7 protein-coding genes (1 of these 7 only partly in view) are annotated in these 20,767 nt (G+C 63.9%); 6 read left to right on the top strand and 1 reads right to left on the bottom strand.

The window, feature by feature from the left end; all coding sequences use genetic code 11:
• Window positions 1–51: 51 nt before the first annotated feature.
• Window positions 52–978, bottom strand: coding sequence for an RNA polymerase sigma-70 factor (locus NM1_RS15395; RefSeq protein ID WP_068020094.1), 927 nt, complete (start codon window positions 976–978; stop codon window positions 52–54).
• A gap of 827 nt (window positions 979–1,805) precedes the next feature.
• On the opposite strand from NM1_RS15395, the gene NM1_RS41110 reads away from it, so the two are divergent.
• The 6 genes from NM1_RS41110 to NM1_RS15360 form a co-directional block, all read left to right on the top strand.
• The gene (locus NM1_RS41110) at window positions 1,806–2,951 is read left to right on the top strand and encodes an alpha/beta hydrolase (protein WP_169814265.1); all 1,146 of its coding nucleotides are present in this window, start codon (window positions 1,806–1,808) and stop codon (window positions 2,949–2,951) included.
• 62 nt (window positions 2,952–3,013) lie between these two features.
• Complete coding sequence (locus NM1_RS15385; RefSeq protein WP_068020007.1) at window positions 3,014–3,697, top strand: response regulator transcription factor; 684 nt, start codon at window positions 3,014–3,016, stop codon at window positions 3,695–3,697.
• 161 nt (window positions 3,698–3,858) lie between these two features.
• Window positions 3,859–5,130: a sensor histidine kinase gene (locus tag NM1_RS41105; RefSeq protein ID WP_169814264.1), complete on the top strand. Its 1,272-nt coding sequence runs from the start codon at window positions 3,859–3,861 to the stop codon at window positions 5,128–5,130.
• Window positions 5,131–5,353: 223 nt separating this feature from the next.
• Window positions 5,354–7,009, top strand: a complete 1,656-nt coding sequence (locus tag NM1_RS42255; RefSeq protein WP_147289095.1) for a WXG100 family type VII secretion target — start codon at window positions 5,354–5,356, stop codon at window positions 7,007–7,009.
• Between the two features lie 37 nt (window positions 7,010–7,046).
• The gene (locus tag NM1_RS15365) at window positions 7,047–7,493 is read left to right on the top strand and encodes a YbaB/EbfC family nucleoid-associated protein (protein ID WP_068019998.1); all 447 of its coding nucleotides are present in this window, start codon (window positions 7,047–7,049) and stop codon (window positions 7,491–7,493) included.
• 144 nt (window positions 7,494–7,637) lie between these two features.
• Window positions 7,638–20,767 carry the start of a GNAT family N-acetyltransferase gene (locus NM1_RS15360; RefSeq protein ID WP_068019996.1) on the top strand. Its footprint extends 18,670 nt past the window's final position, so only the first 13,130 of its 31,800 coding nucleotides appear in the window; it begins with the start codon at window positions 7,638–7,640; its stop codon lies beyond the right edge, outside the window.

The following is a 20,767-nucleotide window of genomic DNA, read 5'->3' as shown; positions in this document are numbered from 1 at the left end:
GAGGTGAGCGCTGCGGGTGATCGCAGATCGGCAGCGGAGGTGAATCTGGCGTCAGTCGTTGTGGCGGCGAGCCTGCAGCGTGTCACGTGTGGTTGCCCATGCATCCCCGACCGGTCCCAGGTGCCGGAGCTTGTCCGGATTGCTCACCGATCGGATCGTCTGGATCTGGCCGTCGAGCACATCGAGCATCACGACGCTGACCACCCTGCCGTCTCGATCTTGAAGCATCGCTCCGGGCTGACTGTTCATCTCGCGGAGTTCCGTCGTCACCCCGATCTTGGTCATCAGTGGGAAGTTCGATGCGAGCAGGCGTGACACGCCGATCGCACCGGTCAAGCCCTTGGCCAGCGCCGGCGCCTTGCCGCCACCGTCCCCGACCAGCCGGACATCTGCGGCGAGCAGCTGCCTGAGCCGGTCGACATCACCATGGTGGAGCGCATTGAAAAAGCGCTCGGCAAGCTCCTCGCGTTTCCGCCGGTTCGTTTCGAATCGCGGGCGCCCGTCGTCCATATGACGTCGCGCCCGGACCGCGATCTGGCGGCACGCCGCCTCGGATCTTCCGATGACAGAAGCGATCTCGGGAAAACCGAACCCGAACGCCTCCCGTAACACGAAGACCGCTCGCTCGAGTGGGCTGAGTCGTTCGAGCAGCAATAGTGCCGCCATGGATACGGTGTCGGCCAGCTCCGCCGATCGTGGCGGATCCGAGTAGGGGTCGTCGAGCAGTGGTTCCGGGAGCCACGGCCCGACATACGATTCTCGCTGTACGCGCGCCGACCGCAGCACGTCGATCGAGATCCTGGTGACCGTGGTCGAAAGGAACGCCCTGGCGGACCTGGGTTGTGTCAGAGAGGTCTCGTAGCGCATCCAGGTCTCCTGGACCGCATCCTCCGCCTCGACCACGCTGCCGAGGATCCGGTATGAGATAGCGAACAGCAGCGGCCGCAGCTCTTCGAACTCCGCATCCTGCGTCGTCATGTCCACCATCATCTTTCTGGTCGGCGGGGCCGACCGGTGTCGACGAGGCCACACAGTCTACGAGATCGGGAGCGGGCACAGCCGTGGTCGACCGCCCGAAGGTGGTGGCGCTGCCCGCGCAGCTTCACAGCGGCGAGCAACCGACTGAGCCAGTCCGACGACGAATGTGCCGTGGTCTGCTCGGTAGCAGGTCGTCCTGCCGGTCGCGGTTCCCTTGAGTGCCGAGACAATCCTTCGACCCGACCGAAATTACGAGATCAGTATTTCGGTCGAGCGCGACACGAACTCGTACGTTCGGTATATCACGCGCGAAATTGTGACCCTGTCGAACCCCAACGGTTCATTTACGGTGCATGAATCCCAGGCGTGTCTGAAGAAATTCTGAACAAAGGTGGTCAACGGGAGTGTCTATTCGGATGACATGGCATTGTGAGTCGAGCGCGGACCCGTTGATGGCTCATCGCGAACATGGACGAGAGCTGCGAGCCGGACATGCGATACGAGGTGGTAGTGCTGATCGGTGCATCGGCGGATTCGCGGGCTGGTCGATACGGAGGCATCGTCTTTTGAAGTACAGGTGTGAGCCTCTGTGACAGATTTCCCCAGTAGCACGCCGATGCGGGTGCGTGGGCGGAGTAGCGCAGCCGAGTGTCCTTGTGGTTGGTGTGGTGCGCGCTGATCATAGTGGTGCGGGTCTCGGGTTGTCGCCCGCGTACAGCATGCCGCTTCCGGCGCGCCGTTGCACACCGTCGGGCCCCATGGCGTTATACGCGACAGGGTCGGCACCGAACACGCCACGGTTGTTCGGATCCGGTCTTCTGTGCGGCATGATCGTCGTCATGTCGGCAGTATCTGGTGAGTTCTCGTCGGTCCTGTCCACAGTGCGGTTGCGGTTGCGAGCGTGGCGCGCTGCGATTTGTATTGCGCTCACTACTGCAGCGGTCGTCGCTTTTTCTGGTCCAGGCAGTGCCTCACCCGACCCCTCCTATTACCAGGAGGGCATGGATCGAGTTCATGCGGCAGGATTCGTGGAAAAGCAGACCGTCATCGACGGGTATACCACAAACTATGCTGAGGGCCCGGATAACGGTCGGCCATTGCTGCTCATCCACGGACAGGGCTCGCGATGGCAAGACTACATGCGGGTACTTCCCGAAGTTGCGAGCAGATTTCATGTCTTCGCTGTGGACGTCTACGGTCATGGGGAGTCCGACAGGTTGCCTGCCTCCGAATACACCAACCGCCGGGTCGGCGCGTTGACCGCAAGCTTCATCGACGGCATTATCGGCGAACCCGTGGTCATCTCCGGCCATTCATCCGGAGGACTGATCGCCGCATGGGTCGCTGCGAACCGTGCTGATCTGGTTCGCGGAATCGTGTTGGAAGATCCACCACTGTTCTCGTCGATCATGCCTCGTGCAGCGAAGACCGTCGGCGGAAACCTGGCATTGGTGACCCACGACTTCGTGTCGCAGGACAGTGAGCAGGACTTTCAGAAGTATTATGTCGAGAGGAGCAACTACTTCTCATTCCTCGGTCTCGCAGCGCCACTTGTGGCCATGTACTCGTCGGGATATATCGATAGCCACCCGGAGCAGCCGTTGGAGGTCCCCTTCATGCCACCGGAGGTGAATATATTCTTCCGCGGCCTTGTCGACTACGACCCCGTATTCGGTGCGCGCTGGTATGACAACTCCTGGTACGAGGGTTTCGACACCGAGGCGAATCTGTCCGCCATCGCCGCTCCGTCGGTTCTTATCCACACCGACTACTGGTTTGAGCGCAACGGTACCTATTATGACCAGAACGGCATATTGATGGCGGCCATGGATGCCAATGACGTTGCCAAGGCTACTTCGCTTCTGAAAACCAATGTCGCTGTCGTAAATGTTGGATCCGGTCACCTGGTTCATTTCGAAGATCCTGATTCATATATGCGGGCCCTGTCGGAGCTCGAGGCGAAGCTCGAATAGCGGTTCATGATTGCAAAGATCGAACAGAACGACCTGAACGGGCGAGAAAGCGAGAAGCGGTCGTGACCGGTGGTCGCGTGCTTGTGATCGAGGATGACAAGGCGACGCAATACGCTCTGGCATCAGGACTTCGGATCGCCGGGCATGAAGTAGCGTCGAGAAGTAGCGGCGCCCAGCTCGAGCGTGACATCGCCCTGTTTCGGCCGGATGTCGTGGTTCTGGACGTCATGTTGCCCGGTCGGGATGGATTTGCGCTGCTCACCGTCGTACGCCGCATGTCCCCCGCTGGGGTTGTCATGGTCTCCGCACGCGACGAGGTGGTCGACCGATTGCGAGGATTCGACGTGGGCGCCGATGACTACGTCGTGAAGCCGTTCGTATTGGCGGAGGTGATTGCTCGCGTGAACGCGGTTCTACGGCGGATGGGCCGGATCGCCGCGACCGTTAGGGTCGGCGATTTGATGATAGACTCCGACGCCAGTGCGGTAATGCGGAGCGGCGTACTCATCGATCTGACGACTATGGAATTCAAGGTCCTGCGTTATCTCGCCGAGAATCGGGATCGCGTCGTCTCGAAGAATCAGATACTGGCTAATGTTTGGGGATACGAAGACTATGACCAGAACTTGGTGGACGTCTATGTGAGTCTTCTACGGCGCAAGCTCGAAGCCCACGGCCCTCGGCTGCTCCACACAGTACGGGGGCGCGGCTACATTCTGCGGTCTCCAGCAGTGATAGAGGGTTGACAGGTAAAATGCGCTGTTGTTCCTCTTCCCAGCGGCCGCAGGTGGCGACGGAGTCTTTGCGATTACGCACCGTTCTGGTTTCGTCGACGGTCTTGGTTGCTATTGTCGTCCTCCTCATCGTATCGACGAGCGCAATATTCGGTGAGGCGTTCGGCCGCGGAATGGATGAGGTTCTCCGTGAGCGCGCCCTGCTGGCTCAACAGCTGGTCGATCAGGGGATCGGCCCCGAAGAGCTCACTTCCCATCTGGAAACGGGGGCTTTCCTGGCGCATTTGGAGCTGGCCGATGGTCGCGAGCTGGGCACCTTCGATCCTCGGAGTGACCGCGATAACACAATGAAAGTGAGGCGAGCGGAGCTGCGCGCCGATGGCGGCTCATTGGATGGTGCGCACCTGACGTTGGCCGTCAGTACCGGCTCATTGTCCGAGATCCGTTCCCGTATGGTCGGGGTAACGTTCCTTACCGGCTTGGCAGGTATTGTAACCGCTGCACTATTTCTCGGGTCGGCGATTCGTCGTGTGTTGACGCCGCTGGAGTCGATCGTGAGAGTTTCTCGGGAGGTCAAGCGAGGTATACGAGGTATACGACTAGGGTCATCGAAGGATGATGCGGAACCGGATCAGATCGCCTCCGAATTCGACGAGATGCTCGATTATCTCGAGCGAGCGGAAAAGGCGGCTCGCGTGTCCGAGGAGTCTGTCCGCGCCTTCATTGCGTCCGCCGTTCACGAACTACGGACACCGATTACGGGGATTCGCGCACTGTCGGAGGCGGTGCTGGCTCATCCACTCGACGCCGACCGCGAGGAACTCTTGCGCCTGCACATGCTGATGATGGGGGAGACGCACCGGGCAGGGCGGCTGATCGAGGACCTTGTCGACCTCGCACGCATCGAGTCGGGGAATTTCGAGCTGCAAAGAGAACTGGTGGATATCCGTAAGTTGGTCGGCGAACAGGTGGATCGGTCGCGACTACTGCACCCGGACCGCGAGATCGAGATCGCCCCCGCAGAACCCGTGGTCGTGGATGCCGACCCGGTCCGAGTAGGTCAGATCGTGGCAAACCTGCTCGACAATGCCTGCCGTGCGACGGCTGAGAACGGTCGCATTCACGTCGATATCGTGCGACATGTCGGCATAGTCGTGATTACGGTATCCGATAACGGTCCCGGGGTGCCGGCCGCAGAGCGAGAGCGCATATTCGATCGGGCGGTGCGGCTGGATGAATCCTCGGACGAGGCGACGATGGGAGCCGGGCTCGGTCTAACTGTTTCGCGAGGGCTGGCGCGGGCACATGGTGGTGATTTGACGTGTCATGAATGTGAAGGTAGTGAAGGGGGCGGCCTATTTCACCTGTTATTGCCCGTGGCGGAATTGTCCGGTGAACAGGAGTCCGTATCTCCGATGCAACGCCTTGGGTCAGCGATGAACTGAGCCGATCATGAAGAATTTCTGAAGCTCGACCTTTCTTCCTGCGGTCGTGTGCCGTGGGGCTGGAACAATACAAATGCAGACACGACATTCGCCTGACGTGTTTCGAGCAAGCAGGTGGATTCGTCATGCGGGCGAAGTGTAGTGATTCCAGGAATGAGTCGTACAGCTCTTCGAGCCTCTCGGACCGGCGTCGGAGCTGAGGATTGCAGGGACGGTAGATCGTATGGGCCAACCGTTGTGGGTCGACCCGGGTGAGTCGCGCGATGTGGCGGCAGAGCTGGAGCTGCTCGCGGACGAGACGGCACGAATGGTCGGGGAGTTGAAGGCTGACCTTGCCCGCGAAGGTGAGTGCTGGGGGGACGACGACGCTGGTAGGACCTTTGCCGAATCCTATGTCCCGGGTGCGGAGCAGGCGCTGAAGGGATTCGAGAACTTGGCGGAGAAGGCTCGCGCCATCGGGTCCGGCCTCCGAAACGCCGTCGACGCCTTCGAGCATCATGACCGCGTTGGCGGTACCGCCATCGGTAATGCGGATCGGGTCGCCGACAGTACCTTGGGGGAAGCTGCACGCCGATATGTCGATCCGGCAGTGACCGGTCGCGAAGAGCCGGAGTGGCAATCGGCGGGTCCAGTGCCGGCGCCCGACGGTGTCACGGGCTCGGTTCCTAGCCGAGCAGCCGATCCGGGCGCTTCCGGTTCGCGACGCCCTGCGACACAAGATCAGTCGGATTTGTCATCGTCGGCCGGTGCGCCCGGCGACAGCGGCGATGGTTTCGGTCCGGGTAGAACCGACTCCGACAGCATGGCCCCGGAGAGTCTCAATCCGTCCGACGGCCAGGTACCTTCTCGACCGGCGGATTCCGGAACGTCGACCTCGCCCTCGGCGTCGAATGCGGCCAAGCCTCCGACGCCATCTTCGGTGACCGACCGTGGCGCTGCGAACCCGTCTGCGGCTACCTCGAAGAATGCGCGGCCGGCGGCCGCTCCTGCACAAGCGATTTCGACTGGCGGCAATGCACGTCCACAGAACCCGGTGGGAACGTCTCGGCCGCAGTCGCCCGGTGTGACGGCGCCTCCGCAGTCGGAGACACCACCGCGTGTGTCCCCGCCCGCCCGCCCCAGCCAACCGAAAGACCCTGCCAAACCGGCAGAACGGAAGGCTCCGGCGGCATCCGGTCCGGCGCAGCGGCGGGCCACCGATGACGAGGCGATGCGTATCGCGCACGAGATGGCGGTCAGGCACAACATACAGATCGCTGGATTCGAATCGGCGGGGATCGCCGCATCAACGGTCGAGGAGATTTCCCGCGCCGTGGATATGGTCCTGACCAAGTACCGGATCGAATTGCACGGTATCGAGATCACCGAACTCGGCGGCCAGGTGTCACGTGCCGAAAGCCGAAGTCACGCAGGGGCATCGGAAGCTGTGCCGCCGGAGGCTCCGGAACTGTGGATAGTTCTGGACAGCCATGCCGCTGCGGATCCCGCCCAGCTTCGCTCCGGACAGGCGCAAGCGTCGACGCGCTGGATTGATCGTGCCGGGCCGCAACGGCCGATCACCGTGACGATGCTGCGCGAATTCGGACACATTGCCGATCTGATGGGGAAGTGCCGCGCCCGTCCTACGGCGCAGCGTGCGCTGATTACCGAATACCTGCGGGCGAACGGCGGGGACGAGACGCTGGCGCGGGTTGTTTCCGGCTACCGGGGTTGGCGAGGTCAGCTCAGCGACTACTGCTTCGACAGAGGCGTTCTGGATCCAGGCCGCGGATTGGCCGAAGGTTTCGCCGCGGTCGAACTGTATGGAGGCGCGGCATCGGCTCCGGCGAAGGCGCTGCACCGCCTGCTGATCGGCGTGGCGCGGGTGGATACGCGGTGAGCAGAACGGAATATCAAATCCTAGGAAGGACTCGACAGTGGACAGATGGACGCGAGACGGGCTGCGGTCGGCGAACAGCGGACTACGCAATCAGGTCGAGAATCTGACGGATGCCTATCTGCAGGCGCAGCCAGAACTGACCGAGGCATTTCGGCGAATGGAAGCCCTCCGCTCGCAGGCCGATTCGTCGGACCATTCCGTACAGGCGACTGTCGACTCCGACGGTGTCCTCACCGACCTGTCGCTGGCGACCTCCGCGCTTCGTAAGACGAAAGATGAACTCGCCCGCATTATCGTCGAGGCAACGCAGGAAGCGGTCCGCCGCGCACGCGCGGAGCGCGATGCGCTCGCGGCATCCATCGCCACCGATCTCGATGATCTGCCTGACCTCACCGACATCCTGGGCGATGCGTCCCCGCTCCGCGACATTCGTGCCCACGTCCAGGGCTCCGCAGGCGCGGCGGACGGACCCGCCCCTGATTGAGATCGCTGTGGCGCAGGCGACCGGAGACTGCTCCGTCGAGCCGGAACGATGGTCTCGGGCGGCGCGACCAGCCTACCTGGGGCCGCGTGACGGTTCGATCTCACCGGTCGGTCTGTCGAAGGCGTTCGAAGGAGCAGGAGACACGTGACGCTCTCGCTTCCTACGTGGTTGCCGGCCCGGGTCGTCGAATGCGTGATCGGCTTTTTCCCGATTGCCGATGAAGACGCAATGCGGAGGGCGGGAGATTATTGGTCTGATAAGGCCGAGTGGTGTCGCGAGCAGGCGGAGCACTTCGGCCACAAAGCCGATCGCGTGCACGAGGCCATGCGTGGCACCACCGGTGACGAGGTCGCGAAGCAGTATCGAGGACTGGCCGACGAGTATCGCGGACAGGCCGACTACAACGACAGCCTGGCCGAACAGCAGTACGAGGGCGCCAACAGCTTCGAGATGCAGAAGTGGACGGCCGTAGGCTTCGCGGTGATCCTGGCATGGACACTGATCCATGCCGCGATCATGTTCGGCGCGGGCGGCGCGCTGGAGCTTTACATCGCCGAGATGCGGACCCGAACCGCCCTGCAGGTCGCTTGGCGCAAACTGCTGGAATATCTTGCAGGCCAAAGCGCGAAGGCGGCCGCGGAACGCGGCGTGCTGGTACTGGCCGGCCGCGCAGGGGCGGTCGGGGCCGCCCAGATGGGCGGCATCAACATAGCGGTGCAGGCGAAACAGGTCGCCTACGACCAGCGCGACTCGGTGGATGGGAAGGAAGCCGGAATCGCCGCGATCTCCGGTGGGGTTGGCGGCGTTGTTGGCGCGGGTGCAGGCAAATTGGCCGGCGATCGCTGGATTATTCCCTACACGGTGTCCCGTGCCGAACGCGCCAGCAGCGTCTCCGGCCGGATCGCCTTTCAATTGGGTGGCACGGTTCTCATCGGCGGAATCGGAGGGCTCGCCGGTGGTCTCGCCGGAGCGGCGGTGTCGCTGGGGTTGTCGGGCCAGGCATTCACGGCCGATTCTTTCGGTGAGATCCTTCTCCCGTCCGTGACCGGCGGGTTCCTCGGGGCCGCAGCGTACGGCGCCGCCGGCCTCCGCGCCGCAGGACCGGCACCGGCGGCGGACGCCACCGCCGACGTCTCGAACAATGCCCGAACCCTCCTGCGGCAACTCGACGACGTGCTGTCGGTACCACAGCGGGACTCCTCTCCGGAGGAGATCAACCCGGCCGACTGGAATTCTGGTGATCTGGGCGTGGCACCCACCGCCAATATCAACCCGGTCAAGTCCGTCGAGTTCCCGGACATCCAGCCGACAGCCGACAGCATCACCGAAAATTCCTATGCGGTAACATATTTCGACCCGACGGACGGTGCCGAGCTGGGCATTGTGGGGCAGTCACGCGCCGAGGCCGCGGATGCAATACCTGCGGATCCGATTCCCGCGGGAGCAACGCCGGACTCCGACGGAGGCTATCTGCCATCCGAGGTGGCGCCGTCGAAGGAACACAAGCCACCGGAGGAGTCGCCGATCTCCGTGCCGGACAACAGCATGGACTGGCGGCCGCCTGCGGACATGCCCGGCGCTCTGATCGACAACGTCAATCCCGTCAAGAGCATTGCGTTCCCCGCGGCCGTCGTCGCGCCCGCTGCCAACCCGGTCGACACGCCGAGCGGCGGGACGACGGATCCGATGTCGGCGGAGAGGCCAGGGTCACGGAATGCCGCTGCCGCACCCTCGGATTCCGAGACCGGCAGTGCCACAGCGGTTCCCGCCGACGGTGGACTGCCACCCGCGCCACACGACTCTGATGGCGGCAAGGCCGGGAACGCTGGCGTGGCGCGGCAGCCTTCCGAACACGAACGCCCGGCGACCGGCCTGGACATCGTGGCGCGCCCGCATCCCACCGATACTGGCGAGGACAGCGCGCGACCAGCCGAGGTCGTATCCGGGTCGGCTGACGGCAATCGGGCCGAGTCCGAGAATGCCTCGGCGGCACCGCTTTCCACGCCGGAACACGCGGCGGTTCCGGACAACGCTGCCGCTTCGGCGCGTCCGCATCCCACCGATCGGGACGTGGTGGGCAACGGGCAGCCCGGCCGAGGTCGCGCCGTCGCGGATGCTCGCGGCGACGATCCGGCAGCCGGGTCGTCGCCATCGGCTCGGCAACGCGGTGTCGCACCCGACGGGGAATCGGGCCCGAGACCGGTCTCGGCCGAGCCGAATGACTCGGCGGCGCAACAGAGTCCGGTCGCGGCGACCGAACATCAAGAGGCACAACGGACTTCTGACGCAACCGCCGAGCTGGAACGGGCAAGGCCCGAGCTGGTATCGGCTGAGTCGCACAAGGATTCGGCTGACGGAGTACCCGACGGCGCGTCCCCGAGAATGGCGGTCACGACCGATCCGGCACCTGCCGTACAACGCGGTGATTCCGGTCCGCGCGCTGTCGGCGGGGACAGGCTCGGGGATGGGACCGGGCAGCGGCAGCCGACAGGTGGCCCCACGCGCCCGGCTGTCGGCACACAGACGGGCACGGCCGCTGGTGGGCCGCCCGGCCCCGTAGGCAATCGGGTGCCGCGCGTGGCTGCACCGAAGAATGCTGCAGCGGAGCGCCCGCCGGCCGTCGAACCAGTCCGATCCGCGCGTGGGCGGGCCGAGGACGGTTCTGTCCCAACGGGATCGGCGGCGGCTCATGCCACCGAGAACGACCACCGGAATACATCGCCTGCCGTCGGCAAACCGGAGCACGAGCGCGTCGCCGATGGTGTCGACGAAACGGGAGATGGGACCGCACGAGCGCCGCATCCGGACGTCGGGTCGGAGCACGACCGCGGAACGGACGGTGCCGACGCGACACGCGACGGGACTGCACAGACTCCGCACCAAGGGACGGAACCGGAGCAGGGCCGTGTGGGTGACGCCCGCACGAATGAGCAACAGCCCGCCGCGGCGCGTTCTGACGACGCCGGCGGAACGAGAGGGCCGAAACCAGACGAGTCCGATACACCCGATGACGTCGCCGATGGGCGCGCGGACGACGACGGTGCGGGGGAGCGACACGCGCAGACTAAACCCGCTACCCCCGACGACACGGACGCACCTGCGTCAACACCCGAGCCCGAACACGCTCGCACACAGGATGATTCGGAGCCTCCGTCCGTCGGCGAGAACGACTCCGCCGCCGCGCAGACAAATGCGAAAGCCGAGGTTTCCGGAGAGCGGCGGCAGTACGAGCTGGTGTGGGAGCACCATCGGCAGCGTGTCCAAGAGGCGCGTGAGCGCGAGCAGGTCGCGTATGCCGAGCTGAAACGGCAGGAGAAGGCCGTCCGTGTGGCGGAGTCGCACGAGCGGGCCACCCGTCTCAGTCCCGGCGAGAAGATGCGCGATCTTTTCGGCCCGGGCATGGCGGAGGATCGGGTGGCCGTCGAGGCCGCGCGTGCGGCACATGAGCAGCTCCGCCGAGCGCGGGAGGACCTGACCGAGAGCCAGACCGCGTACCGGGAGGCAGTGGCCGAGCGCAATGACGCCGCGTCGGCGATGGCCAAAGATCTGCTGACCATGTTGTCGTCCGGAGATCCGATAGTGAAGGCGGATCTCACCACCGAGCAGCAGGGGCAATTCAAGTCGGCGGCGAAGGTATTGCAGATCGTGTATCGCCTGCGGAGGGAGGAGTTCGCCGGCGCATCCTGGGCGCAGCGCCGGCAGGGGATCGAGAACGGTGACGAGCTGGAGTCGATGCTGTGGTGCATCGATACCGTGCGCGAGGCCACGGGCCTGACGCCGCGCTGGAATCAGAACGAGGCGGTGCTGCTCGGTGAGCACGGGTATATGCGGCAGATGGGTACGTCGCAGGGCAAGTCGATCGTCAGCGCCATAGACGGCTTGCGGCAGTTGTCGCGCGGGGAACCGGTGCAACTCGCGGACGGGCGGCTGGTGCGGGTACACCACGTGATCACCACGACCGAGGTGCTGGCCAATCAGGGGATCGGGCAGATTGTCGCAATGTTCCGCAATCTCGGCTACGACGCCGTGCGCTGGGACACCAACAATCCCCCGGCCGACCCGGAGGTGCCCACGGTCTACTACATGACCTACGGCGAGCGCGCGACGGCCCAGCTCTTCGAGCGTTCCCCGTCGGGAGACACCGCGACGATCGACGAGGCGGACGCGGTGCTGATCCACGATCAGACGATTCACTACCTGTCCGACGGGCAGCGCGAAATCGCATCGGACGTCGAAGCTGCCGGTGTGCATCGGGTGCGCGACTTTCTGCGCGGGATATTGAAGGAACGGGAGCTCACCTCCGCGGATCTACGCGCCGATCCGGACGGGAGCCTTGCGAAGGCCAGCCGATTGTGGGAGCAGCGGGCCGGTCGGTCGTTCTCGGCGGAGGAAACCGAGATGGCTCGGGCGTTCTTGGATGTCAAGGCGGGCCGGGTGAAGCTGAACCGGGATTTCCAGATATTCGATGGGACCATCCAGATCCTCGACGGATACGGAAAACCACTCAGCAACCCGAAGGTCGGCACCGACAGTCGCTGGTTCGGTGGCCGCCACAAAATGATCGAGTCGATGTTCGGTGTCACCGTATATTCCGATGGGAAGGGATTGAAACAGGTCACTGTCGAGGATGTGTTCGGTAGTTATCGGCGATTGAGCCTGATGTCGGGCACGCTGGAACGGAGCGCCGCGGAAATCAAGGGGAGTTTCCCGGTCGAGGGCGGCCTAGCGCGGGTGGAGGATTTCGCCAGGTCGAAACTGACCGGCGAGGAAGACCGGGTATTCCTTACCGGGCCGGAAAAATTGAAAGATGCTGTAGCGCAGGTACAGAAGCTGCAGGCTGAAGGTCGCCCGGTCTTGGTGATCAGCCCGACCAACGATATCGCGAGGATTTTCTCGCTGATGCTGACCAAAGCCGGAGTCGAACACGACGCCATCCACAGTCGCTGGTTCGCCGAGCATCGCGACAACAATGCGGCCGAGGAACACCTGTTGTCGGTCAAGGACGAGGCGGGCAAGAAAAGGAAGGTGACCGTCGGCACGGGGATGCTGGGCCGGGGCTTCGACGTGTCGATCACCGACGAGGTCAACGCGCTGGGCGGGTTGCACGCGCGAATGCTGGGCCGGTCGGCTCGCAACCCTGATGAGGATCATCAATGGGCCGCGCGCGCCGGGCGCAACGGCCGCAACGGCAGCTACTGCTTCAATGTCGCGGTCACCGACGGTCTTTACGCGGCCGCGCCGAGCCCTCGAGCACAGATCGCCGTCACTCACTATCGGACCGCGGCGGCCAACCATGCCGAGGCCACTGCCGAATACGCAGCAGTCGCTCACAAGGATGGTGCACCGGAGGGGACACAAAATGTCCGTACGGTCGGCGAGGCCGCGCAACAGAAGATCATTGACGCCGAAGCGGATCTGAGAGCAACCGAGGACCAGATCCGCGAGATGACCCCCATCCTGCAGCAGGAGGCTGCCGACCGCGCGTACGTGGAGCGCTCGTTGCGGCGCGGGAACCCGCCCAACGCCCCACCCGATTCCCAAGCTACCGATACGGCACCCGCGCATACAGCCCCGCAGCCACAGCACACCCCCGCCGTTGTGGACGGTGTCTCCGCGCCGAGCATCGCGGGCCTTGCGGTCGCGACGGCGACCACCACGTCCTCCGGTAACCTGGCAGCCTCCACCTTGCGTGACGAATATGGCGACAACGCCCTCCGTCACCTCCTGCAGCAGCTGGACGCACCGGGCGGGCAGGCGGCCGCGCCCTTGATGCCCGTGGCGCGGGCCGTTCACGATGCGCTGTTCGAACATATCGAGTCGCATGGGATCCCGATCGGGACCGACGTCGCCGACCACGTGCGCGAGACCGCGCGAAACCTGTTGGATACCAGTCTGAATCAACTCGATCCGGCGCAGCGTCAGCTGGTCACCGACGCCGGACAGGCGCTGCAGCAAGGCCGTCAGCTCGACACCGAGCATGGCAAGGGCGTCATGCGGTCCATCACCGAGGCGGTGGCCGAGCTGGTCGGACACGTACCCACCGCTCAGCACCTGCTCGCGGCCGCACCGGTAGCCCCCATTCCGTTCGGCCAGTGGTCCGCCGACGACCGCACAGAGACGGTGCAATTGGCGCAGCAGGGAGACCGGGCCGCCGCTCGGACGTTGGACCGTCATTTCGGCCCCCTCACCGCCCAAGGCATCAGCAGCGTGTTGTGGGGTAGCGAGCGCGGTACGCCACCCGCTCCCGTCCAAGTCCTGGCTCACGCCGTCGCCCGCGCCACGCTCGCCGCGGCCGATGCCGGTGGGTGGCAGTTCGACCCGGGCGTGGACGTCGGCGACCGGCTACTCAGCAAGGCGGTGCACGAAGTACTTCCCGACGGCCTCAATGAACTCAACCCCACAGTCCGCCGACTCGTCACCGAAGCGCTCAAATCCCGGTCCCGCGATGACCTCACCGATGCTCAGGTCGAACTGATCGGGTGGGCCGCACAGGAGATCGCAGTGAGGGCGGCCGATTCGACAGGTCGGCAACGGCAGTCCTCGGCCGGGTACCGCGACGGAGCAGACCCTGAAAGGAAGGCCGCAGATGACCGGAAGGAAAAAGAGCGCATTGCCGACCAGTTGTCCAAGGAGCCATACGGGCTCAAGGTGCTCGGGCTGAACAAGCCGGGGATCTCCGTCGATACGGCGCTGTCGATCAGGAACGCGATAGTCGATGGGTATGCCTCGGGCCAGAAGATCAAGCTCGACGTCGTACTCGTGGCCCCCTTGCGCGGCAAGGTAGGGGCCTGCATCTGGACCCCGGGCGGACTTGGCCCCGCACCAACCTTCATGGTCCTGAACGAGACCCTCTTCAGTGACCCGGAGAAGTTCCGAAAGACCATGCGGGAAGATGTCGAGGCGGGCCGCCTGATGGCCCCGACCGGCGATCCCGCCTACGACACCATCAGCCACGAGATGGCGCATCTTCGAGATCGAGCTGCCCGGAAGAAGCTCTACAACAAAAAGCCGATTGCTCATCTGCGAGACGGGGCTGTCGAGGGTGAGGACGAGAACTACCAGGACTCGAAAGAGGCGCGGGCTTTCGGCTTCCTGTACACGCATTTCGTCGAATTCAAAAGGTTCGGGTCGCTGCCGCCGGACACCGACTTCGATGATTGGCTGGGGCAGCTCGACGCCTACAGCAGCAGCAGGAAGAAGCCTCGGAACGTAGAGGAAGACCGCCTGTTCAAGGCCTTCGAATCGTGGTTGAGCAGATTCGAGAACCGTGCGGACTTCGACGCATGGCTGCGGGCTTCCGGAATCTCACGTCGAGACGATGCCAAGGTTCACAGTGCGCGGCGCCCGGCCGACAACGGTCGTCCGGAAACCGAAGACGGACGGGGATGGGTTGACCTCGAGACCGTATACAACGCATGGTTTCGCCAACACGGCGACAACGCTCGGCACCGGATACAGACAGGCGAGGAACGCATACTACGTCGCGCCGCTCTGGACCCGGATGCGACGAAGCTCGGGCTGACCGCGAAGAAACTCGAGCTGGGCGCACAGAAGGTATTCGATCCGGCGGAAGCGCTGGCCGAGGCGAACAACGCCTTCGGCAAGACAGCACCGGCCGATCCCACTCATCCCGCCTACGTCCTGCAGGCCCTGCTTCGCGACATCCCGTACGCCAAGGTGCTGGAGGAAGCCGAACAGCGCAATGCCCTGGCGGAACTGAACTATCGCGGCCCGGTCCCGGCCGCGTCCGGCCCCAGCATCGTCTCGGGCGGCCCGGCCGCGTCCCTGGCCGTGGCATGGCGCGCTATGTCCCCCACCGACCGCGCCGCCTACGCGGAACTGCAATCACCAGACCTGAATCCCGACACCGGTTTCGTGCTCGATGAGCTGGTGCGGCTCCACGCGCAGCGCAATGCCACCGCATCATCCCCGGACCTCACCCTGGAGCCGCCCGAACCGGAAGCGCCCCACGACAATTCATCAGCGTCAGTGCCGCCCGGACCAATTGACAGCAGGTCGGCGTTCCCACCGATGTTCTGGCAGCAACTCGACCAGCTCCGCGCGCCCGAGGCTGTTCCACTCCCCATCATCCTGGGCGACCCCGACGAGTCCGACCCCGCACCGCAGCGTGAGCAGTCGAGTGACGCGCCAGTCGCCGACGCGGACGCAACCGAGTCGTCGGCGCGGCCATCCTCAGACGACGGCACCGCGACAGAGGTCCGTCAGCCGACCTCCGAGGAATCGGGCACGCGGAACCCCGCCCCACCCGCAGCGTCAGATGCGCCGAACGCCTCACTCGACGAGTCACCGATTCGCCCTGGCGACAACATCACTGGAGACCCGCGTACAAACAGAACCCCCGATTTCAGCGAGCCGATGCCGGCCGAGCCCGGCCACCGCGGCACGCTCGCGCAGGCCGCCGCGACCGCCGAACAATCGCCTGCCGATATTCGTATGCGAATAGCGGAGTTGGGCACCTTGCGGTATGAGGTCTACGGGTTGGCGTACGAATTGGGGCAAGTCACGAAAGAGGTGGCAGCCGAACGTATTCGGGCCGAGGACGAGCTGCTGCGCCGAGTGGGTTTGCCGATCCCGGAACGTCCGGCGCCACGCGCGTGGACCGTAGCGCGGTGCGAAGCGGAACTCACTGCGCTGCGAACGGCGGCAGAGGACGACGCGCGACCGGAGTCGACCGACCCGGTGGTGCTGGATCGAATCCAACGCGGTGAGGAAGAGGTTCGGCTGTTGAGCGAACCTCTCGATCGGTATCGGAATGCGCGGCAGCGCATGCAGGCCATGTCCGAGGAGTTGGACACGTCGATGGCGACGGCGTATTTCGAGGGCCGGTCGGCTGATGACGCGCGGTTCGATATCGAGAGATTCCAGGCGAGTCCGCACGTCGCGGTGGAGCGCGGTCGGAACGGGCACAGCACCCTGATTGTGGCGGCATCACAAGGTCGCCATGCTCGAGTGCTGCGCGAATTCGCCCAAAATCACCCGCAATTCCAGGATGTCTATCCACCCCGGCGGCGGTTCAAGCTCAGGTACGTCGAGCTGATACCCAAGCCGGACGGCACGGTGGATCACAATGTTCTGTACGAGCGTCCAAGCGATTCTCATGATCCTCAGCTGGATGAATTGCACCACGACGAGCCCGCGGCTGCACTGCTCGAGGCCTATATGCGCGCGTCCTACCTGGACTCCGATGCGGCCACCGGAAAGCCGGGCCAGTTGCTGGGAGGTACCACCTTCCCGGAGTGGCTCGCGGGTCTCGGGCCGGATGCGTTCTATCAGCCGGATGAGATTCGCCACCGAAGCTCTCGCATCGGTGAGCTGAAGCCCGACGCCGTTGTCGAGATCGGACGACGCCTGGCCGAACGCGAAAGATCCTGGTACGAACAGTCTCTCGAACGTCAGATCGCGTCGCTGCTCGAAGAAAATGGACCACTGAGCGCACAGGAGGTCGCCCGCAGTCTGGCAACCCGGGAGTGGACGGTTGCCGCCACCCATTACCCCCTGCGACATGGACGGAAAGTCGCTACGTGGATGCCCGAGATCATCGTCGGCGGCATGCGCATCACCGTTCCGGTCGCGATGGACGCCGACGGGCGCTGGGTGATTGCCGAACCGCGCGACAGTGATGGCCGGAGTACCGAGAACGTCGTCGCATATTGGTTCTCCGAACTGAGCGCACGGACATCGAAGGGTTTGCTCTCCAAGTTCACCAAGGCGTTGACATCGGGATCGACCGCTTTCGCGACACCACGCGCCGGAGTCACCGATCTCACGCCCCAGCCCGACGACGGATGGGACGACCGATTCGCTCGCGAAATCGCCGCGACAGAGAAAACCATTGCGGCGGGATCCCAAAGCCCCGGAGCCGCTATCTCGGACGACCCCCCCGGACCCGACACTGCCATCGAATTCGGCCCCGGCGACGACCCACCTAGAGACCGTCACCCTCACAACGCGGAATCCCTTGACATACAACAGTTGCGGGCACTGCGTGCCGCGGTCGCCGCGAGACTGGAAGGCACAGCGGATGATCCTGTTCTGAATGACGCACCTGCCCTTATCGATGAGCTGGTGGCCGCACGAGGGGAGCCTGGGCAGGTCTCGGCGGAGCGGCTGCGGCTGCTCGGGCAGTTCGCACACCAGATGTCTGCGTGGCTGGCCTGCGCGGACGATGCCGACGAGGCGAACGCCACCTACGAGTACGGCCTGCGGGAAGGGACACCGGCCGTCCTGCAGGCTCGGCAGGACGCTGCAGAGGTCCGGCTCGAATCGGCTCTCGCCGCCGTCGCGCAGGTCTGGACACAGACCCTCCCGCACACGGATATTCCGATCCTGACTCGGCCCGCGGACCATCTGCGTCCCGAGGAGCCGGCGTGGCTGCATGCCGTAGTCAGCACAATCTTCAGGGAGGTCGCGGCCGCCTCGGCAGCGGCCGATTCGGTGACAACCAGAGACCCGGAACAGTCTTCCGAAGTGGCACGGCGCTATGGCGCGCTGGTGGAGATGTCCCAGTTGCTGGAGGAGTTGGAGGAGCTGCTCGTCCTGGCAGGGAGGTGGGACACCGTTCGGGTTGGTCGGGAGCGCCTGGCGTTCTTGATCGACCACTTCCGCGTGATCTCGGAGTTGTTGGCGGCGACCAAGGCTCGTGACGATGCCGCCGCGGTGCTGGCTGCTGCGACCGATCGGAAACGACGCCTCGCGCAAACCGGCGAGAACTTTGGCATCGCCGAACATGCGGTCCGCAATATCGCCGAGATGCTACGTGAACCGCGCAATCCCGTGCCGAGTGATGTCGAGTACGACACCGTGGCCCCCGAACGAATGGAATTCAAGAATTACCATGACCCTACGGCGATCAGACTCCGCGTGGACTCGGATGGGCATTATCCTGACGGGCGGCCCCGAGTGTTTTTCCGTGGACAGGATCCGGATGATGGGCCCTATCGTGCGAGTGCGAGTGGTGAGGCGTTCATTCTTGGACGGACCGCTCATGACTACTACACCGGAGGTCCGCACCAGCGCGCCTACCAAACCTATCTGTCGGAGGAAGGCGAGCAGGGGAAAGGCGAGCAGGGGGAAGGCGAGCAGGGGGAACACTGGCTGGGGGTAGGTGGCTTCGGAATATGGTGGATGTCCGATGGGAAGCCCACCACGATTGATGTGGGCAGCGGACTCTTCAAGAATGCGGCCCCCGATCCGAAGATCGCTGCGACTATTCGGTTCGACCTTGCTCTGGCTGGTTTTGATCTCGCGACAATCGAGTTCAATGCGCCGCAGGGTTTGTTGTGGCGGGACGAGTTCGCGGAGGTGTCGTTCGACGACGTGCTCAGGCGTCGTGGCTGCGACCTCGTTCGGCTACTCGTCGGACATGGTGACGGCTTCTGGGTGGACTTCGTCGGCATGGAGTCTGAAGGTGACGGTGTCGCGGTGACATTGACACTTGGCCTCGTTGGCGGCAGCAATCCCCGTCGACCCGGCCGGGTCACACTGGTGATGAGGCGTGTGGGTGGCGTAGATACGGTCTGGCTCCGCGATTTCGATCCAGGTGCAGAGCCGGAGCGGGTGGCCGCCGTGCGACGGGAGCTTCAAGACCGATTGACCTCATGGATGACTGTGTCAGGGGCAGTCTGGCGCGAGGACAACGCTGCGCTTACCTGGGACAGCGCTGAGCCTCGAGCCAGGAGCGTGTCTGGGGCGGATGGTTCGACGCGGCGGGCAGAGCTGGTTGTGCGCGAGAAGCGGGGGTCTCCGACTCTGTCGGAGGAAGAGGCGGCGCTCTGGCTGGCCGACCAACTGCCCGGCTGGCTTGATTGGAAAGTGGTTGACGCCCAGGACATGCTCTACAAAATGGTCGCAAACGCGGGGCAATACACCAATGGCAAAGTGCAGGTGGTGGCGGAAACTACCGGTGATCTGCTTCGTGTCGCGGTCTTCGACACGAAGAATATTTTCGATGCCGAGGTCGATCTTGCCCCAGTGCCCGGCCCGGTCGAGGAAATCGACAGTTGGACTTGGATTCGTTCGGGTGTCGATCTTCTCCGGTACCATCCGGCAGGCTGGCGAAAGGCGGTCTGGTTCGAGCTCCATCGATCGGACTGGGAGGGGATGAGTCGAGCTGAACCCGACGAGATCAAAGGTCCCAGCGATCAGGTCACGGTAAGACTCCACGCTAGCCCGTGGGCTCGCCTTGTACCGAGCGAGACACTGGACGCTACTCCGCGGCACGGAGACCACGTACAGAAAGGTTCGACACCAGGGCATCGCCATGTTTCGGCTACCGAACCACCCAGCACCGCAACCGATTCAGCCTCCAACCCCACACCCAGTAACCGGGAACGTAAGCCGACGCCCGGCAATCACATTGACCCAGTCGCGATCCGGTTCGGTTCCGATGAGACCGAGGCGGATCCGGAGCCTAACGGCGAAAGCGAGAGCGCGCAGGGGACCGATCCCGCGACGATGATGTTCGAGGATTTCCGTGCCGAATATCATCGAGTTATGGCGGCGGTAGCGGCCAAGGAAAAGAAGGGCGGTCTGGATCCACATTATCTTCTCAATTATCGACCATTGAGTGATGAAGAGCAGATGCTTCTGGCCGATGATTGGAAAGCATTCAGTCGTGCTCGGGGATTCTCCGACGAGGATATTGTAGAATACGAACGATGGCTGGAGCTCTCCGGGCAAAAACAAGATCTCCAGCATGCGGGCAATAGTGTGTCGTGGCGTGGGTCCCGAATCAGCGTACCGGGCGGCTGGGAGGCAACGCTGTATCTGCGACATGTGGAGTACAAGCGTGACCGGGACGGCGCAGATTCGATTTCATCGGAGGTGTGGGGCTCATATGAGGCAGTCAAAGAGATGATTGCGCGGGAGTCTCGGAGACTTCCCTGGGACGGGGACGAGATGGGTGCCGCTGGTACTGCCCCGCGCACGACACCGCCCGCGACATATGACGAGGATGACGACGTCTGGGACTCGACCGATGATTCTGGAGCTGTGCACCAACCTGGGCGTAGAAGTTCAGCGACGGTATCCGTTCCTGGGCAGAATCCTCCAGTGATCGCTGCGTTGGGTCCATTGGCTGCTGAGGATGGCGGTGGCAAGCCAGCTCGGGACGACACAGCCCCTCGGCTGACCGAGCGTGAGGTCGAGGTGATACGCCTGGTCGCGGAAGGCTACACCCAAAACGAAATAGCAGCGTTACTCTACCAGTCACGAATTGGCGTCAGGAGATTGTTGGCGCAGATCGGTGAAAAGCT

The sequence above is a fragment of the Nocardia mexicana NBRC 108244 genome (assembly GCF_001613165.1).
In the GTDB taxonomy this organism is placed as follows: domain Bacteria; phylum Actinomycetota; class Actinomycetes; order Mycobacteriales; family Mycobacteriaceae; genus Nocardia; species Nocardia mexicana.
The sequence above is the reverse complement of the archived record's forward strand: the minus strand, read 5'-3'. Positions and strand labels throughout refer to the sequence as shown.

Excerpts from the sequence above, each read along its gene's own strand:
- NM1_RS15395 (WP_068020094.1), bottom strand. The coding sequence starts at position 978 with ATGACGACGCAGGATGCGGAGTTCGAAGAGCTGCGGCCGCTGCTGTTC.
- NM1_RS41110 (WP_169814265.1), top strand. The coding sequence starts at position 1,806 with ATGATCGTCGTCATGTCGGCAGTATCTGGTGAGTTCTCGTCGGTCCTG.
- NM1_RS41105 (WP_169814264.1), top strand. The coding sequence starts at position 3,859 with ATGGATGAGGTTCTCCGTGAGCGCGCCCTGCTGGCTCAACAGCTGGTC.
- NM1_RS42255 (WP_147289095.1), top strand. The coding sequence starts at position 5,354 with ATGGGCCAACCGTTGTGGGTCGACCCGGGTGAGTCGCGCGATGTGGCG.